Annotated in this window: 21 protein-coding genes and 1 pseudogene; all 22 read left to right on the top strand. The window is 42.5% G+C overall.

What is annotated here, in order from left to right; genetic code table 11:
• Positions 1-6: 6 nt before the first annotated feature.
• The 22 genes and pseudogenes from K4I03_RS02940 to K4I03_RS02835 all read left to right on the top strand — a co-directional run bounded on the left by K4I03_RS02940 (position 7) and on the right by K4I03_RS02835 (position 16,208).
• On the top strand, positions 7-2,361 hold the full coding sequence (locus tag K4I03_RS02940) for a virulence-associated E family protein (protein ID WP_227963687.1): 2,355 nt from the start codon (positions 7-9) through the stop codon (positions 2,359-2,361).
• A 242-nt stretch (positions 2,362-2,603) separates the two neighbouring features.
• The gene (locus K4I03_RS02935; RefSeq protein WP_227963686.1) at positions 2,604-2,924 is read left to right on the top strand and encodes a VRR-NUC domain-containing protein; all 321 of its coding nucleotides are present in this window, start codon (positions 2,604-2,606) and stop codon (positions 2,922-2,924) included.
• Complete coding sequence (locus K4I03_RS02930) at positions 2,866-4,218, top strand: DEAD/DEAH box helicase (protein ID WP_227963685.1); 1,353 nt, start codon at positions 2,866-2,868, stop codon at positions 4,216-4,218. The genes K4I03_RS02935 and K4I03_RS02930 overlap by 59 nt, the downstream gene beginning before the upstream one ends.
• The gene (locus K4I03_RS02925; protein WP_227963684.1) at positions 4,211-4,699 is read left to right on the top strand and encodes a hypothetical protein; all 489 of its coding nucleotides are present in this window, start codon (positions 4,211-4,213) and stop codon (positions 4,697-4,699) included. The genes K4I03_RS02930 and K4I03_RS02925 overlap by 8 nt, the downstream gene beginning before the upstream one ends.
• An 11-nt stretch (positions 4,700-4,710) precedes the next feature.
• A complete protein-coding gene (locus tag K4I03_RS02920; protein ID WP_227963683.1) occupies positions 4,711-5,061 on the top strand; it encodes a type II toxin-antitoxin system PemK/MazF family toxin in 351 nt (116 codons plus the stop codon).
• An 89-nt stretch (positions 5,062-5,150) separates the two neighbouring features.
• Positions 5,151-5,375: a hypothetical protein gene (locus K4I03_RS02915; protein WP_227963682.1), complete on the top strand. Its 225-nt coding sequence runs from the start codon at positions 5,151-5,153 to the stop codon at positions 5,373-5,375.
• A gap of 12 nt (positions 5,376-5,387) precedes the next feature.
• Entirely contained in the window at positions 5,388-5,615 is a 228-nt protein-coding gene (locus tag K4I03_RS02910; RefSeq protein WP_227963681.1) for a DUF7678 domain-containing protein, read from the top strand.
• Between the two features lie 108 nt (positions 5,616-5,723).
• Positions 5,724-5,879, top strand: a complete 156-nt coding sequence (locus K4I03_RS02905; protein ID WP_227963680.1) for a DUF6900 domain-containing protein — start codon at positions 5,724-5,726, stop codon at positions 5,877-5,879.
• A gap of 132 nt (positions 5,880-6,011) precedes the next feature.
• Positions 6,012-6,230: a hypothetical protein gene (locus K4I03_RS02900; protein ID WP_227963679.1), complete on the top strand. Its 219-nt coding sequence runs from the start codon at positions 6,012-6,014 to the stop codon at positions 6,228-6,230.
• Positions 6,231-6,818: 588 nt separating this feature from the next.
• The gene (locus K4I03_RS02895; RefSeq protein ID WP_227963678.1) at positions 6,819-7,385 is read left to right on the top strand and encodes a type III toxin-antitoxin system ToxN/AbiQ family toxin; all 567 of its coding nucleotides are present in this window, start codon (positions 6,819-6,821) and stop codon (positions 7,383-7,385) included.
• A gap of 213 nt (positions 7,386-7,598) precedes the next feature.
• Positions 7,599-7,964 carry an HNH endonuclease signature motif containing protein gene (locus tag K4I03_RS02890; protein WP_227963677.1) on the top strand — a complete coding sequence of 122 codons (366 nt, stop codon included), beginning with the start codon at positions 7,599-7,601 and terminating at the stop codon, positions 7,962-7,964.
• A 208-nt stretch (positions 7,965-8,172) separates the two neighbouring features.
• The gene (locus K4I03_RS02885; RefSeq protein WP_227963676.1) at positions 8,173-8,595 is read left to right on the top strand and encodes a helix-turn-helix domain-containing protein; all 423 of its coding nucleotides are present in this window, start codon (positions 8,173-8,175) and stop codon (positions 8,593-8,595) included.
• Positions 8,596-8,604: 9 nt separating this feature from the next.
• Positions 8,605-9,864, top strand: coding sequence for a site-specific DNA-methyltransferase (locus K4I03_RS02880; RefSeq protein WP_227963675.1), 1,260 nt, complete (start codon positions 8,605-8,607; stop codon positions 9,862-9,864).
• Positions 9,861-11,033: a DNA cytosine methyltransferase gene (locus K4I03_RS02875; protein WP_227963674.1), complete on the top strand. Its 1,173-nt coding sequence runs from the start codon at positions 9,861-9,863 to the stop codon at positions 11,031-11,033. The genes K4I03_RS02880 and K4I03_RS02875 overlap by 4 nt, the downstream gene beginning before the upstream one ends.
• A complete protein-coding gene (locus K4I03_RS02870; protein ID WP_227963673.1) occupies positions 11,023-11,259 on the top strand; it encodes a hypothetical protein in 237 nt (78 codons plus the stop codon). Before K4I03_RS02875 ends, K4I03_RS02870 begins: the two co-directional genes overlap by 11 nt.
• A gap of 81 nt (positions 11,260-11,340) precedes the next feature.
• A complete protein-coding gene (locus tag K4I03_RS02865; protein WP_227963672.1) occupies positions 11,341-11,598 on the top strand; it encodes a hypothetical protein in 258 nt (85 codons plus the stop codon).
• Positions 11,599-11,618: 20 nt separating this feature from the next.
• The gene (locus K4I03_RS02860) at positions 11,619-11,834 is read left to right on the top strand and encodes a DUF4314 domain-containing protein (protein WP_227963671.1); all 216 of its coding nucleotides are present in this window, start codon (positions 11,619-11,621) and stop codon (positions 11,832-11,834) included.
• A 48-nt stretch (positions 11,835-11,882) separates the two neighbouring features.
• Positions 11,883-12,356 (top strand): phage terminase small subunit P27 family, encoded by a 474-nt coding sequence (locus K4I03_RS02855; RefSeq protein ID WP_032913607.1) that lies wholly within the window; start codon positions 11,883-11,885, stop codon positions 12,354-12,356.
• Complete coding sequence (locus K4I03_RS02850; protein WP_227963670.1) at positions 12,353-13,945, top strand: terminase large subunit; 1,593 nt, start codon at positions 12,353-12,355, stop codon at positions 13,943-13,945. The genes K4I03_RS02855 and K4I03_RS02850 overlap by 4 nt, the downstream gene beginning before the upstream one ends.
• Before the next feature lie 99 nt (positions 13,946-14,044).
• Positions 14,045-14,176, top strand: a pseudogene (locus K4I03_RS02845) (antitoxin); the annotation flags it as partial.
• A gap of 93 nt (positions 14,177-14,269) precedes the next feature.
• Positions 14,270-15,532, top strand: a complete 1,263-nt coding sequence (locus K4I03_RS02840; RefSeq protein ID WP_227963669.1) for a phage portal protein — start codon at positions 14,270-14,272, stop codon at positions 15,530-15,532.
• On the top strand, positions 15,525-16,208 hold the full coding sequence (locus tag K4I03_RS02835; RefSeq protein ID WP_227963668.1) for a head maturation protease, ClpP-related: 684 nt from the start codon (positions 15,525-15,527) through the stop codon (positions 16,206-16,208). Before K4I03_RS02840 ends, K4I03_RS02835 begins: the two co-directional genes overlap by 8 nt.
• Positions 16,209-16,220: the final 12 nt, after the last annotated feature.

Here is a 16,220-nt window from a genome sequence, read left to right as displayed (position 1 = left end):
GAAAGAATGGAACTTACCATTTCATTAGGAAACAAACGAACCGATAAGATTTGGACGCAAACCAGTTATAGCTTGGAGCAGTTTGAAGCCCGCATTTCAACAACTATTCGAACGGCTGAGACTGTTGCAGAGTATAAGAAACTAGCGAAATCAAAACAAGATAATATCAAAGATGTCGGCGGCTTTGTTTTAGGAAAGCTTGACAAAGGAAGACGAAAGAAAGATGCCGTACTGTCTCGTTCCGCCCTGACTCTGGACATGGACTTTGCGACACCAGGCATTATGGATGAAGTCGAGCTCTTCTTTTCTTTCTTTGCCTATTTCTATTCAACGCATAAACATACCAAAGAGCATCCGAGGCTGCGTTTGATACTCCCCTTATCTCGGGAAGTATCGGCTGAGGAATACCAGGCTGTTGCCAGAAAAGTAGCTGAAGACATTGGTATGGAGTTGTTTGATGATACGACCTATGAACCGAGTCGACTCATGTATTGGCCTTCAACCTCGCAAGACGGAGAGTTTGTCTTCAAAAAATTAGAGGGTGACTTCCTCAATCCGGATACGGTTCTAGCACGCTATCAAAACTGGAAAGATACGACTGAGTGGCCAGTATCCAGCCGGCAGAACAAACTGCTGGAGCGAGCCATTGCCAAACAAGCAGACCCACTTGGAAAATCTGGCTTGATTGGGGCTTTTAACCGAACCTACACCATTACAGAAGCAATTGAAAAATTTCTAGGAGATGTTTACAAACCTTCCAGCATTCCAGGTCGTTTTGATTATATTCATGCCACAACTAGTGCTGGGGTTGTTCTTTATGATGACAAATTTGCATATAGCCACCATGCGACCGACCCTTATGGTCACAGGCTTTTATCGGCTTTTGACCTGGTTCGCCTCCATCTCTTTGGTGATCAGGATGATGAGGAAAAGAAAGACTCGGCTAAGCAACCGTCTTATAAGGCTATGCAGGATTATGTCCTAAAAGATGATGCGACCAGGGAGACACTGGCAAAAGAGCGCTTAGCAGATGCGACTTTGGAATTCGCTGATACGGAAAATTGGCAAGCGAGCTTAGAGCTGGATAAGACTGGCCGTGTTAAGGATACCTTATCCAACATTGCGACCATTCTCCACTTTGACCCCAATCTTCAAAATATTGTCTACAACGAATTCAAGAATGTTATTGATGTGATTGGTGAGGTGCCTTGGAGACGGTCACGCTCTGGCTGGAATGATTCGGACTTAGCCAATGCCAAGCTCTACTTTGAGCGTGTCTATGGTATTTGGTCACCAACCAAGTTTAAGGATGCTCTATTAGCTGTGGTGACTTCTTATCGGCTTTACCACCCCATTAAGGAATACCTAGAACCTTTGGTTTGGGATGGGGTTGAGCGGATTGATTCACTTCTTATCGTTTACCTTGGTGCAAAGGACACAGCTTATACACGAGCTGTCATGAGAAAAACCATGGTGGCTGCGATAGCAAGAATTTATGAACCCGGCATTAAATTTGATTCTATCTTGGTATTAAATGGACCGCAGGGGATAGGAAAATCAACCTTCTTTCTCAAGCTAGGAAAAGAGTGGTTCTCGGATTCTCTGGCGATTTCAGACATGCGGGATAAGACTGCGGCAGAAAAGCTGCAAGGCTATTGGATTCTTGAGATTTCCGAGATGACCGGAATTCGAAAAACGGATGTGGAGACCGTCAAATCCTTTATATCCCGCCAGGATGATAAGTTCCGTCAAGCCTATGGGGTGAATGTGGAAAGTCACCCACGTGCTTGTATCATTGTGGGGTCAACCAATTCAGAAGGTGGCTTCTTGCGAGACGTGACGGGGAACCGTCGCTTTTGGCCGATTCGAGTGTCCGATGCCAGTCAATTGAAGCCCTGGGAGCTAGTCGATGTAGACCAATTGTGGGCGGAAGCCAAGGTCTATTATGAAGCTGGAGAGGAACTGTTTCTCAAAGGAAAAGCAGAAAATGAAGCAAATAAAGAGCGACAGGAAGCCATGGAATCAGACGACCGAGAAGGTATTGTCGCAGAGTACCTGGATACCTTATTGCCCGATAACTGGGCCAAGATGGACTTATATGAGCGGCGGACTTTCCTAGCTGGGAGTGACTTTGGCAGTCAGACTTTGAAGGGAACGGAACAGCGTGAGCGGGTCTGCATTATGGAAATTTGGTGTGAGTGCTTTGGAAAGGAACGGCAGAATATCAAAAAGGCTGATTCCTATGAAATCGAAGGGATTCTAAATAAAATTGGCGGTTGGCATAAGTACGCTGGAAACACGACTGGTAAGATGAAATTTTCTCTGTATGGCACTCAACGTGCTTTTGTCCGGGTGCCGTAAGGCAACTTGGGAACCGTTAGTTGGTTTCCACAGGTTTTCGATTTTACCTTTCAGCAACCGAATGGGAAACCTCTCAAAGCCGTTGCCAATAGTAGTTTCTCTAGTACTAGTTTCCTTAGTTGCCTATCTTTTCTAAGAGAGTAGTGTTACTACTAGTAAAATAGGGGTAATGGGCACCCGTACGCGCGTAAGGAGTTTGAACCCTTTTGGCAACCCCTATCGGAAACCCTGGGAGGTGAAAGATGCGAGAACGAGCAATTGAAGAAAAACTGAGAGTAGAAAGTCAGAAGCGGGGTGGCCTTGCCATGAAGTTTGTCTCGCCTGGCTTGGTAGGGGTGCCTGATCGAATCGTGGCTTTACCTCAAGGAAAGATTGGTTTTGTGGAGTTAAAAGCCCCAGGAGAAAAGCCCAGAAAAATTCAGGTCAGGCGCATGGAGCAGTTAAGAAAGCTAGGTTTTCTAGTTTATGTGTTGGATGATAAAGAAAAGATTGGAGAAATACTAGATGACATACAAGGCACATCCTTATCAAGAGGTGGCGACTCGGTTCATCGAGGAGCATGAGACAGCTTGTTTGATTCTTGATATGGGACTAGGAAAGACCGTGATTACCTTAACGGCATTGTGGAATTTGATATTGGATTCATTTGAGGTCAGAAAAGTCTTGGTCATTGCCCCACTTCGTGTGGCCAGTCATACATGGAAGAGTGAGCTCGACAAGTGGGAGCATTTAAAGGGGCTTGATATTTCCATTGCCATTGGCAGTGAAGTAGAACGAAGAGCCGCTTTAACACGCGCAGCCTTTATCTATACCATCAATCGAGAAAATGTCGTCTGGTTGATTCAGAATCAACTCTTTGATTTTGATATGGTGGTGATTGATGAGCTCTCTAGCTTCAAGTCTTATCAAGCCAAACGCTTCAAAGCTTTAAAGAAAGTTCGATTTAAAATCAAGCGCATGGTTGGCTTGACTGGAACTCCTGGGAATATCATGGACCTATTTTCTGAGATTGGCATTTTAGATGGCGGAGAGCGTTTAGGGCGCTTTATCACAGGATTTCGCAATCAGTATTTTGACCCTGATAAGCGAAACGGTCAGGTTATCTTTTCTTATAAGCCAAAGGGTGGAGCAGAAGAAGTCATCTATGACAAGATATCGGATATGACGATTTCCATGAAGGCAGTCGATTATCTCAATATGCCAGAACGAGTGGACAATGAAGTTCTAGTTGAGATGTCGGAGCCAGAATTTGCAGTTTATAAGGAGTTCAAAGCAGAGATGGTGATTTCACTTAAAGGACAGGTGCTGGATGCCGTAAACAGTGCCAGCCTTTCGAATAAATTACTGCAGATGGCTAATGGCATGGTTTATGACGAAAATCGAGAGACCGTACTCTTGCATGATCAGAAGTTAGTGGCCCTGGAAGAAATGGTGGAGAGTATGAATGGCCGGCCCTTGTTAGTTGCCTATTGGTTTCAACACGATTTGAGACGCATCAAGGAATGCTTTCCAGAAACCAGAGTGATTCTAAGTAATCAGGATATTGAGGACTGGAACAAGGGAAAGATAGTCCTTGGTTTGATTCACCCGGCAAGCAGTGGTCATGGACTGAACCTTCAAGCTGGCGGTCATACCATTTGTTGGTTTGGCCTAACCTGGTCCTTGGAGTTGTACCAGCAGCTCAATGCAAGGCTCTGGCGGCAAGGGCAGAAAGAAACAGTGCTTGTTCACCACATCATTACGAAGAATACCATAGACGAACAAGTCATGAAACGATTGAAAGAAAAGGACATCTCTCAGCAATCCCTGATTGATGCCGTCAAATATGAATTGAGAGAGGAGGAAGCGGATGGATAAAATAGAGAGCCTTTTCTATGATTATAAGAACATGGAAAAGGAGATGAAGCTCTTACGCAGCCAGTTGGACCAGTTTGTCGGCATCTCAGAAAACGAGATGCTGGACACCATGGTCTATGGTCGCTCTGATGAACCAAAGGTGCAAACCAGTAAGAATCCTTATCGCAGTGAGGTTATTGCTTTATCCTACAAGGAAGAAACAGAGAAAGCCAATCGGGAGCTTTATCAATATTTGTCAAAGCGCTACTGCCGTTTAGTTCAGGAATTGCATTTCTTTGAAGTGGCAGTCGGTCAGCTTCCGGATGATTTGGCAGAATTTGTGACGGATTTAGTCATTGTGTCAGAAAGCTGGGATAACCTCATGGTCAAGTACCATATCAGCCGGAGTACCATTAGCAGGTGGAAGCAGAAGGCCATTAAGGAACTGCGTTTGATTTATGCTATCAGAAACCAACAGTTAGAAGATTTTTTACTTAGTTAGAGGAGAACCATATGTGCAAACGAGGCGATATTTATTACGTAGATTTTGGAAATCAGAAAAACAGTCATATCCAGCAGGGGATTCGACCGGCCATCGTCGTCAGCAACAATAAGGCCAACGACCACTCCCATCTAGTGACGGTGCTTCCCTTAACCAAGCAGGTCAGAAAGAAAAAGCCCCTGCCTACTCATGTGTATCTACCTAAGAAAGTTTTCAAAGGGCTTAAATGGTCCAGCTTGGTTTTAGCAGAACAGGTCCTTACGGTGGATAAGTTTCAATTGAAAAATAAGGTCATGACGATTCGGGAAGAAGCCTGGCTGATGCGGATTGACCAGGCTTTAAAGGTGCAGGTGGGACTTTAAAAAATCTTTGAAATTCTTCGCTAATGACTGGATAAATAAAGAGTAGTACGGTAATATACACATACAAAAAGGAAAAGGGGTAAACGGCTATGAAAAAACTAGCGGACTTACTTAAGAAATACGGATTCTACTACGATGTGGAAGAACTCAAGGAGCTGAAGGAAAATAAGCAATCCATTGAGCTAACAAAGAAAGCTTATGGAGACACCAGAGAATACACAGCCGAAGGATATTTCGGAGAAGACTATCCTAAACTTCAAGCCCTTTGCGAGGAAACAGGCTTGGAAGTTGATGATTACGTTTGGTTGGACTAAGGAGGCAGAAACATGTGGCAAGAAGGAACGTTTACAAGCCACAATCGGAAGGTGGTTTACCTGGCAAAGGTAAGCCCCGAACCTTTCGAGGATGGAATTGACAACGGACGCATCTTCAAATTAGGTGTGGACGTAGATGGTAAGGAAGCCGTCAGCTATGACAGGGGTTGGGAAGTCTACCCAGAGGATGAAAGTATAGAAGAAATCTTGGACCAAATTCTGGAACGCTTTCCGGCTTAAAAGTAAAAAACAAAGGGCAGAAATCTTTGAAATTTCTGCCCTAATGACTTGATAAATAAAGGATTGTACGGTAACATACACATACAAAAAAGAAAAGGGGTAACAGCCATGAAAGAACAACTAGAGCAAATCGCCAAACAATACCTCAATGTTCCAACCCTGGAAAGGCGGAATACTGACAGCCTTGATTTTCACGAAGTTTCGGTTTGGTCCCTACAAGCAGCCTTGGAGGCAGCCTACCAAGCAGGGCAAGAAAATAAATAACCTTTTCAAAAAATGTCTGGGATGCAGGGAATGAACATTTCAGACATTTTTTTTGTACATTTGAGAGGATAGCAACCCCTGATCAGTTGTTTTGAGTTATACTAGAAACATCAAAATAGAGAGGTGCGGAATTTGAAAATTTTAGAAGTTGAAATCCTATCTACCTTATTTGTTTCAGGAGTTTATATCTACAATATTGAGGTTCAATTCTTGACTCTTTACAATCAGGCAACTCATAGCATGCAGGCCATGCCAGTGACAAAAGGAGTCATTTCAGATATGGCAGCATATGTGATGGAGAATTATTATAGGCGGATGGTACGTTGTTCACTGGAAAAGGCCGTAGCTTAAAAAAGTTTACATCATGTAATCTGCTTGTGATAAATTAAGCAGTTAATCTGGCTAACCCCTAAGAAATTGGTCTAAAAACTCTGGTATTTTCGAGTAAATTTGAGTTAACTACTTGTAAAATTATTTGCATTATTATATAATAATGGTGTAGATGAGTAGTCGGCTCATGGTCAATCTGATATTAATCTTGGACATAAGGGTCAAGCGGTGGCGGACACCAGAACTAAATCCGATATTTAATCTTGGACATAAGGGCCAAGCGGGTGGCAGACACCAGAATAAACCGACTCAATAAATGGCTTACAGCTTGCTGTAAGCCATTTCCGTTTAGAAGGTGAAAAAATTGTGCTTCAAAGTTTTAAAAAAATTTTATTAATCACTTGCATAGCCTTCTTTCTTATTGTATAATGATTATAGAAAGAGGCGATTCACTGCCTATACCCCAAATGTGAGCGTTAAATGAGGCGATTCACTGCCTATACCCCAAATGTGAGCGTTAAATGAGGCGATTCACTGCCTATACCCCAAAGTGAAACTAAGCTAGGAGTTTCCTAGCTTTTTATATATAAATTTAACGGAGAAACTCTAGTGAAGTTCTTAAACGATTCTATTGCCTTTTATGAAATTGACAATGATTACATTGAATATCTATACGAGGTTGATTCCAATGTATATTACCATCCTTCTTATAGAGCAACGATAAAGCCATATGTAGGTATCTTGGTAGATATAGAAAATATCAAGTATTTCATTCCATTAACATCTGCAAAGGAAAAGCATAAAAATCAACGAATGCGAAGTCGTGATTATTTAATGATTTACGATTTAGTTGATAAGAACTCTAATGAGAAAAATGCAATTTATCGTGATCATCCAAACTCGTTAGATAAAAAATATCACATTCTTGCTGTCTTAGATATTCGAAAAATGATTCCAGTTGCAGATGGAGCGTATAAGAAAATAGAATTCAAGAGTCTTGATTTGAACTACCAGTTCCTATTTTACAAGGAGCATGAGTTTTGTAAGTCAGAACAAGATAAAATCATCTCGGATGCGTCTAAAATCTACAGTAGGACGATAGCAAAAGGGAGCGCTCTTAGTAAATTTCATTGTGACTATGTAGCACTAGAGAAAGCTTTGCAAAATTATAAATAAGTTAGAAAGACGTTTTGAATCACGTCTTTTTTTATTTGTCAAGTAAAAACTGCAAAAATCGAAAAGACGGAACTACCCCGGTACTAGGGTGGAACTAGTGCGGTACTAAAGCGGAACTACCCCGGAACTAATACGGTACTAAGTCGGTACTGCTTTGCACGAAATATTGTGATATGATTAAGATGTGAAAGAATATAGAGAGGGGTGAAGGCCATGCCAAGACGACCCGCTCTGCCTTGCAAGCATCCAAACTGTCCAAGGCTAGTTCCTTGCGGTTCCAGGTTTTGCGAGGAACACAGCCACCTTCATTCACAGGAAGTAAAGTCCACGAAGGCTAAAGGATATGATTCACGATGGAACAAAGCTAGGCTCCGTTTCTTGAAGCTTCATCCGTTCTGTGTTCGGTGCCTGAAGCGGAATCGTTACAGGCGGGCGACGGTGGTGGACCATATCGTTCCTCACCGAGGAAATCAAAAATTGTTCTGGGATGAGGGCAACTGGCAACCTCTTTGTAAATCCTGTCATGACCATAAAACCATGACCGAGGACCATACTCCAATTTATGGATATGATTTTTAGTGAGGGGTAGGGGGGATAAAATCTCTGCGAATTGCCTCTCAAAAGACCGTGGCCCCCTCAAACGTGCATTTTCGCAAAATGTAAAAGGGGTATATTTTTTGAAGAAATAAATAACTGAGAAACAAGCTGTAACAAGAAGTTATGGCTTGTTTTTCTTTCGTTTTATGGTTTAAAAGGTTAGAGATTTCAGTACAGAAAGGAGGGAGAAATGGACGATTTTCAGCGAAAACAAATTAGAAAACTGCGTTCTGAGGGTTTGGGTTACCAGCTGATTGGAAAGATAGTCGGTTTGTCTCGGGATTCTGTTCGCAATTACTGCAAACGAAATCCGGAACTATTAGGCTATCGAAATGCCGTCACGAAGATGATGAAAGACCAAGCCAGTGGCCTTCCTTGTTGCCTTCACTGTAAAGAAACCTTTATCCCCAAAGGAACTGGGCGGCCTAAGAAATTTTGTTCGGATACCTGTCGGAGATACTGGTGGCAGGACCATCCAGAATTACATCAGAAACAAAATACAGCTTACTATGAATTGACTTGCCAATATTGCGGTAAGTCCTTTTTATCATACGGCAATGCGAATCGGAAGTTTTGTAGCCATGCCTGCTATATTCAATCTCGTTTTTACTAGGGAGGTAGTATGAAAGTCACACAAGATATGATGTGGGTAACATTACCCATTGACTCTTTAAAGCCAGCGACTTATAACCCACGAAAGAAACTCAAGAAGGGCGATAAGGAATACGAAAAAATCAAGAAATCCATTGTGGAGTTCGGATACGTTGACCCGATTATTGTCAATTACGATGGCACTGTAATTGGAGGTCATCAACGACTGACCGTCTTATCTGACTTGGGCTATAAAGAAGTTCAATGTGTTCAGGTTGGGATTGATGATGAGAATAAGGTTAAGGCTCTGAATGTCGCTTTAAACAAAATCACAGGCGCGTGGAATGAAGAACTTTTGGCTGACTTGATGGTGGACTTGCAGGATGCGGATTTTAACTTAGACCTAACTGGATTTGAAGCTCCAGAAATCGATCAGCTTTTTTCTAAAGTCCACAATAAGGAAGTGAAAGAGGATGATTTTGATGTAGATGCGGAGCTGACAAAACCGACTATCTCGAAACAAGGAGATATTTGGCATCTTGGAAAACACCGGGTGATTTGTGGGGATTCTACAAAGCCGGTAACCTATCAGCTTCTTCTGGAAGATAAGAAAGCCAACCTCGTTGTGACTGACCCACCTTACAATGTTAATGTGGAAGAAACAGCGGGTAAAATCAAAAATGATGACATGTCCGATGCGGAATTTTACCAATTTCTCTTTTCTATGTTTGTGAATGTAGAACAGTCCATGGAGGAGGATGCTTCCATCTATGTTTTTCATGCGGATACAGAAGGGCTGAATTTCAGAAAGGCCTTTAAGGATGCTGGCTTTTATCTGAGTGGTTGTTGCGTTTGGAAAAAGAATGCTCTGGTATTAGGCAGAAGTCCCTACCAGTGGCAACATGAACCAGTGCTCTATGGCTGGAAACAAAAAGGAAAACACCAATGGTTTTCTGATAGAAAGCAGACGACCATTTGGGAATATGACCGTCCAAAATCCAGCAAAGAGCATCCAACCATGAAACCCGTTCAGCTTATGGCTTATCCGATTCAGAATTCTTCCATGCGAGGAACGCTTGTCCTAGACCCATTCTTAGGAAGTGGTTCTACCTTAATTGCGGCTGATCAGACCGGTCGAATTTGTTATGGTATTGAACTGGATGAAAAGTTTGTGGATGTTATTGTCAAACGCTATATGGAAGCCACAGAAAAGGTGGACGTGAAAGTAATCCGTGAAGGCAGAACTTTATCTTTTGAAGAAGCTGTGAATGAAATGGAGGAAGTACAATGACGATTACTTTTCTGGATTTCTTTGCAGGAATTGGTGGTTTTCGCTGTGGATTAGAATTAGCTGGGATGAAATGTATTGGTTATTGCGAAAAAGATAAGTTTGCTAGAAAATCTTATGAAGCGATGTATGAAACGAAAGGAGAATGGTTTCATGACGATATCACAACCATTAACCCTGCACAACTACCAAAAGCAGATTTATGGTGTGCGGGAAGCCCTTGTCAAAATCTGTCTATCGCAGGAAAGCGAGCTGGATTATACGGTGAGCGAAGTGGACTCTTTTTTAGATTTGTTGCTTTGCTCGAAAGCCAGGAAGAAAAGGATAAACCCGAGTGGATACTCCTTGAAAATGTTAAGGGACTTTTATCAAGTGGCGGGGGACGAGATTATCTCGACTATCTCTTTAGTCTGGAACAAGCAGGGTATGACCTCGAATGGCAGATTTTTAATTCCAAAGATTACGGAGTCGCACAAAACAGAGAACGGGTCTATACTCTCGGACATCTTAGAAGCAGAGGTAGACGACAAGTATTACCTGTCCGCAGAGAAAGCAGCAACCATCTTAAGCAGCTTATAGGAGGCATGCAAAGTTACAGAGTTTATGATACTTCTGGTATTTCAACGACTCTTGTTGGTGAGGGTGGTGGAGTAGGAGCTAAAACAGGACTTTATATGATTGACCAATCTTTAACAGCTGCTAAGGTAACGAATACAGCTCGGTGCATCACTGCTCGCTATACGTCAGGGACAACAAAAAGAACGGCCATGAATACAGCTGTTTTAGAAGTTGCTGAGCAAGAGGGGATAAAGGTTCGCAATGGTACGAAGAAGGGTTATCAAGTTGCGAACGTTGGAGATTCTGTTGATTTATCTTATCCAGGATCCAGAACAAGAAGGGCACGAGTCGGGAAAGGGGTGGCCCATAACCTGTCCTGTGGAGGACAAATGGGAGCAGTTGTCTGGAGAGGAAAAACAGTTAAGATTCGTAGATTGACTCCTAAAGAGTGTTTCAGGCTTCAAGGATTTCCTGATGAATTGTTTGAAAAAGCGCGTGCTGTAAATTCAGATGCACAGCTATATAAACAAGCGGGTAACGGTGTGACAGTGACGGTTGTATTTACAATCGGGAAAGCCATTTTAGATGCGGTGAAGGAGAGCTATGAGGAATAGTTTTCCGGAATCAGAAACCAAGCGATACATTGAAAATATAGCCGTTCAATTAGAGTCATTTCAGCCGACATCAGAAATCTCACAAAAACAACTTCAGGAACTGCTTGAGGTTATTGGGAGAGGGTTGAAGACAAAACAATTTGGTTATCTGGAATTGAAATATCTAAATCAAACGATTGAACAATTGATTGTAGAATCCACTCTTTGGGGTCAAAAAATATTCTGATAATGACTACTAATAACTGGATAAATATGCAGACTAGAGGTATTATACCATTGAACAAATTGAACCCCAAAGGAGAAAGATATGATGCTTTATTCAAATGCAGAAGCTAATCTAATGTTGGAACAAGCTCGCAATCGTTTAGCCCTCTTATCCAAAGGATTTATAACCTTGGCTCAAGAACGAGAGTTGGACAGTGTGGAACAGGAAGATGCTACCCAGGTTCAGAACTTACTGACCTCCATTCAAGAAGCCGATACGATTGGAAAAATGGCTGATATGGAATTGCAGCTGATTGTCGAAGACACCAATCGTATTTGGGAAGAAGTATCTTTCACTTAGACGATGGAAGGAAAATAAAGATGAATAAAAAGTTTGTAGACTTACTGAAAAGGCGCTATCCTGCTGGAACGAGGGTTCGACTCTTAAAAATGGAAGACCCGAATCCAGTGCCAGTTGGTATGTTGGGAACGGTGGAAGATGTGGACGATATTGGTTCCTTGATAGTTCAATGGGACAATGGACGGCAACTTCATGTGTTACACGGTATTGATGAAGTCGAGAAAATCGATTCATAAGAAATAAAGCCTCCGGGCTTTTTCTTGTGGACTGAAGGAGGTGAGGGCATGGCACAAAAGGGCAGAAAGCCCAAACCAACTAGTTTGAAAATTTTAGAAGGTAATCCAGGCAAGCGCCCACTTCCAAAGAATGAAATTCAGCCAAAGAAGAAAGCACCTAGATGCCCTTCCTGGCTTGAAGAAGATGCCAAGAAAGAATGGAAGCGTATGGGAAAAATTCTAGAAGGATTGGGACTTTTAACCGATATGGATATGACGGCTTTTGCGGGTTACTGCCAAGCTTATGCCCGCTGGAAGGAAGCAGAAGAGTTTCTTTCAAAACATGGCTCTATCATTAAAACTCCAAATGGCTATCTCCAACAAGTGCCACAAGTTTCTATTTCTCAGACCAATCTTAAAATCATGCTCAAGTTCTGTGAACAGTTTGGCTTAACGCCATCTGCCAGAACACGGCTGGCTTCAATGGATTCTGAAGTGGGTTCAGGAGATGAAATGGAAGATTTACTAGGAGGGCGCTTATGACGTATCACTATATTCCTTCTCCCTTCATGCTTCCAACTTCTCGTTATGATAAGAAGAAGGCAGACCGGGCAGTAACCTTCATTCAGAATCTCTGCCACACCAAAGGACGATGGGCGGGACAGAAATTCTTACTGTTACCATGGCAAGAACAAATTGTACGTGACCTTTTTGGCAGTGTAAAGGAAGATGGGAATCGACAGTTTCTGACGGCCTATGTAGAGATTCCCAAAAAGAATGGGAAGTCTGAACTAGCTGCTGCGATAGCTCTTTATCTTTTATACGCAGACGGAGAAGCCAGTGCCGAAGTGTATGGGGCGGCCTGTGATCGAAATCAAGCCTCTATCGTATTTGATGTAGCCAAACAAATGGTTTTGATGAGTAGGGCTTTAGAAAAACGGTCCAAAGTCATGGGGGCTACTAAACGCATCATCAATTATTCTAATGCTGGCTTCTATCAAGTGTTGTCAGCTGAAACTGGGACCAAACATGGACTCAATGTATCGGGTCTGGTCTTTGATGAAATCCATGCCCAGCCCAATCGTCATCTGTATGATGTTTTAACCAAAGGAAGTGGGGATGCCAGAGAGCAGCCGCTCTTTTTTATTATTACGACAGCAGGAAATGACAAGAACTCCATTTGTTATGAACTGCATACCAAGGCCTTAGAAATTCTAAAAGGACGGAAGAAAGACAGTAGCTTTTACCCAGTTGTCTATGGTCTATCAGAGGAAGAGGATTGGAATGATGAAGAAAACTGGTTAAAGGCTAATCCTTCACTCGGTCATACAATTGGAATTGACCGGGTTCGGGAAGCTTATCTGAATGCCTTAGATAACCCAGCAGAAGAAAATGTATTCAAGCAGCTACGACTCAATATCTGGACTAATTCAGCGGTGACTTGGATTCCGGAACATGTCTATGACAAAGGGAGTCAGCCGATTGATGTAGAAAGTTTAAAAGGCAGAGATTGCTATGCTGGTCTGGATTTATCTTCCACCTCAGATATTACGGCTCTTGTACTGATATTTCCACCTAGACATGAAGCTGAAAACTATCAGGTTCTTCCTTTCTTTTGGTTACCTGAAGATACACTGGTTCTTAGGTCCAGACGAGACCATGTGCTGTATGATGTCTGGGAAAAGCAGGGGTTTCTTCTTACCACAGAAGGGAATGTGGTTCATTACGGATTTATTGAGCGGTTCATTGAAGAACTCTCCACTATCTACCACATCAGAGAAATTGCTTATGACCGCTGGAATGCGACACAGATGGTTCAGAACCTGGAGGGCATGGGGTTAACAATGGTTCCATTTGGTCAGGGCTATAAGGATATGAGCCCACCTTCTAAAGAATTCTACAAACTCATGATGGAAGGGAAAATCCAGCATGGAGGTCATCCGGTCCTGAAGTGGATGGCCCAAAATGTCGTTATGAGGCAAGACCCTGCTGGGAATATTAAACCAGATAAGGAAAAGTCTGTAGAGAAGATTGACGGTATTGTAGCAGCCATTATGGCCTTAGACAGATGCATTCGACATCAAAAGGATAACGGCAGTATTTATGATGAGAGAGGAATCTTATCCTTTTAGTTGAAGAGTCTTTATCTTTTATGGTACTCTATATACAAATTAAATTTATGTGAGGTTGAAAAGATGGCTGAATCACAAGTAAATAATCTCCAAGGAAATTCAGATTTATGCCAACAGTATCAAATTGCTTTTGAAGATTTGATGAAAGAAATTTTAGTTGGGCATCAGGAAATTATTCAAGGCAAAGTTACATCTCTAAAAGAAGTGAGAAAAGAATTTGACCTTAGCTAATTTAAAGTCTCATATATTTTTGATTTTATTAGAATAGTTACTATGAAGCATCTCAAGCGAGGTGCTTTTTTCGTGTCTAAAAAGGAGATGAGTATGGGAATACTGGAACAATTAGGTCTAAAACGACAAAGGGGAGAGCCCAAGAATAAGTATGAAGGGAATGACTTTTCGCTACTCTTTGGTCGAACCACGAGTGGGAAAACGGTCAATGAACGGACCGCATTACAAACGACAGCAGTCTATGCCTGCGTAAGGATTCTGTCAGAGACCATTGCTTCTTTGCCCCTTCATGTGTATCGATACACTGAAGGAGGAAAAGCAAAGGATACAGAACATGTTCTTTATACGCTTTTGCATGACGAGCCAAATCCTGATATGACTTCTTTTGTCTTTCGAGAAACCTTGATGAGTCATCTATTAATCTGGGGGAATGCCTATGCTCAGATTCTGCGTGACCATTCCGGTCAGGTGATTGGATTGTATCCTTTATTACCAGATCAGATGAGCGTTCACCGCAGTGAAAAGGGGAAGCTTTACTATGTCTACAACCGCTATGAGGAAGACAATCCTAATTTTCAGGAGATGGGAAGCATTGTTTTATCACAAGAAGAAGTGCTTCATATTCCGGGATTAGGCTTTGACGGTCTGATTGGCTATTCTCCGATTGCTCTGGCAAAGAACGCAGTCGGGATGACACTTGCTTGTGAAGAGTATGGTGCTAGTTTCTTTGGCAATGGGGCTAACCCTGGGGGAGTTCTCGAACACCCGGGTATCTTAAAAGACCCAGGAAAGGTCCGAGATTCCTGGAATGCAGTCTATCAGGGGACACGAAATGCTCATAAGGTCGCTGTCCTGGAAGAAGGGATGAGCTATAAGCAAATTGGCATTCCGCCTGAAGAAGCGCAGTTCTTGGAAACCCGCAAATTTCAAATCAATGAGATTGCGCGTCTCTTTCGGATTCCACCGCACATGGTAGGAGATTTAGAAAAGTCCAGTTTTTCTAATATTGAGCAACAATCTCTTGAGTTTGTTAAGTATACCTTGGACCCTTGGGTCGTTCGGTTTGAACAGTCTCTTAAGAAAAGTTTGCTGCTGCCGGAAGAGAAGAAGACCCATTTCATTAAATTTAATGTAGATGGCCTGCTTCGTGGAGACTACCAAAGTCGAATGAACGGCTATGCGATTGGCAGGCAAAACGGCTGGCTCTCGACCAATGATATCCGGGAACTAGAAGAGCTCAATCCTATCCCGCCAGAAGAAGGCGGCGACCTTTATCTGATTAATGGGAATATGACCAAGTTGAAAGATGCAGGAGGATTTATGAAAGATAGCCATAAAGGAGAGAATCATGAATAAATTTTGGAATTTCAGCGAGGATGAAACGGGGCGCGTGCTGCATCTAAATGGTACGATTGCCAGTGAATCCTGGGTGGATGATGATGTGACTCCGCAAATTTTTAAGAATGAACTCATGAGTGGCACCGGGCCATTGACCTTATGGATTAATTCACCGGGTGGTGATGTCTTTGCGGCAGCTCAAATCTACAATATGTTGATGGACTATAAAGACGATGTGACCGTTAATATTGATGGCATTGCAGCTTCGGCAGCCAGTGTCATTGCTATGGCAGGAACCACTGTCAATATGAGTCCGGTAGCCATGATGATGATTCACAATCCAATGACCGTCGCAATTGGAGACTTCAAAGAAATGGAGAAAGCCATTGCCATGCTGTCAGAAGTCAAAGAATCTATTCTCAATGCCTACGAAATCAAGACCAGATTGTCTCGTGTGCAGCTATCGCATTTGATGGATGCTGAGTATTGGTTTAATGCTAAGAAGGCTCTTGAGCTTGGATTTGCGGATTCTATTTTGTATGAACCGGCTCCTCATGAAGAGGGGACGGTTCAAAGTATGATGTTTAGTCGAGCAGCTGTGACCAACCAGCTGCTTTTAAAATTGGCTGATAAAAAAACTCAGCCCAAAACACCAGTTTCTCAGTTAGAGAAACGACTGTCACTCTTGAAATAAGAAAGGAAGAAT

It is taken from the genome of Streptococcus sanguinis, from assembly GCF_020729725.1.
Classification (GTDB): domain Bacteria; phylum Bacillota; class Bacilli; order Lactobacillales; family Streptococcaceae; genus Streptococcus; species Streptococcus sanguinis_V.
Note: the sequence above shows the minus strand (reverse complement) of the source record. Positions and strands in the feature narration are given on the sequence as shown.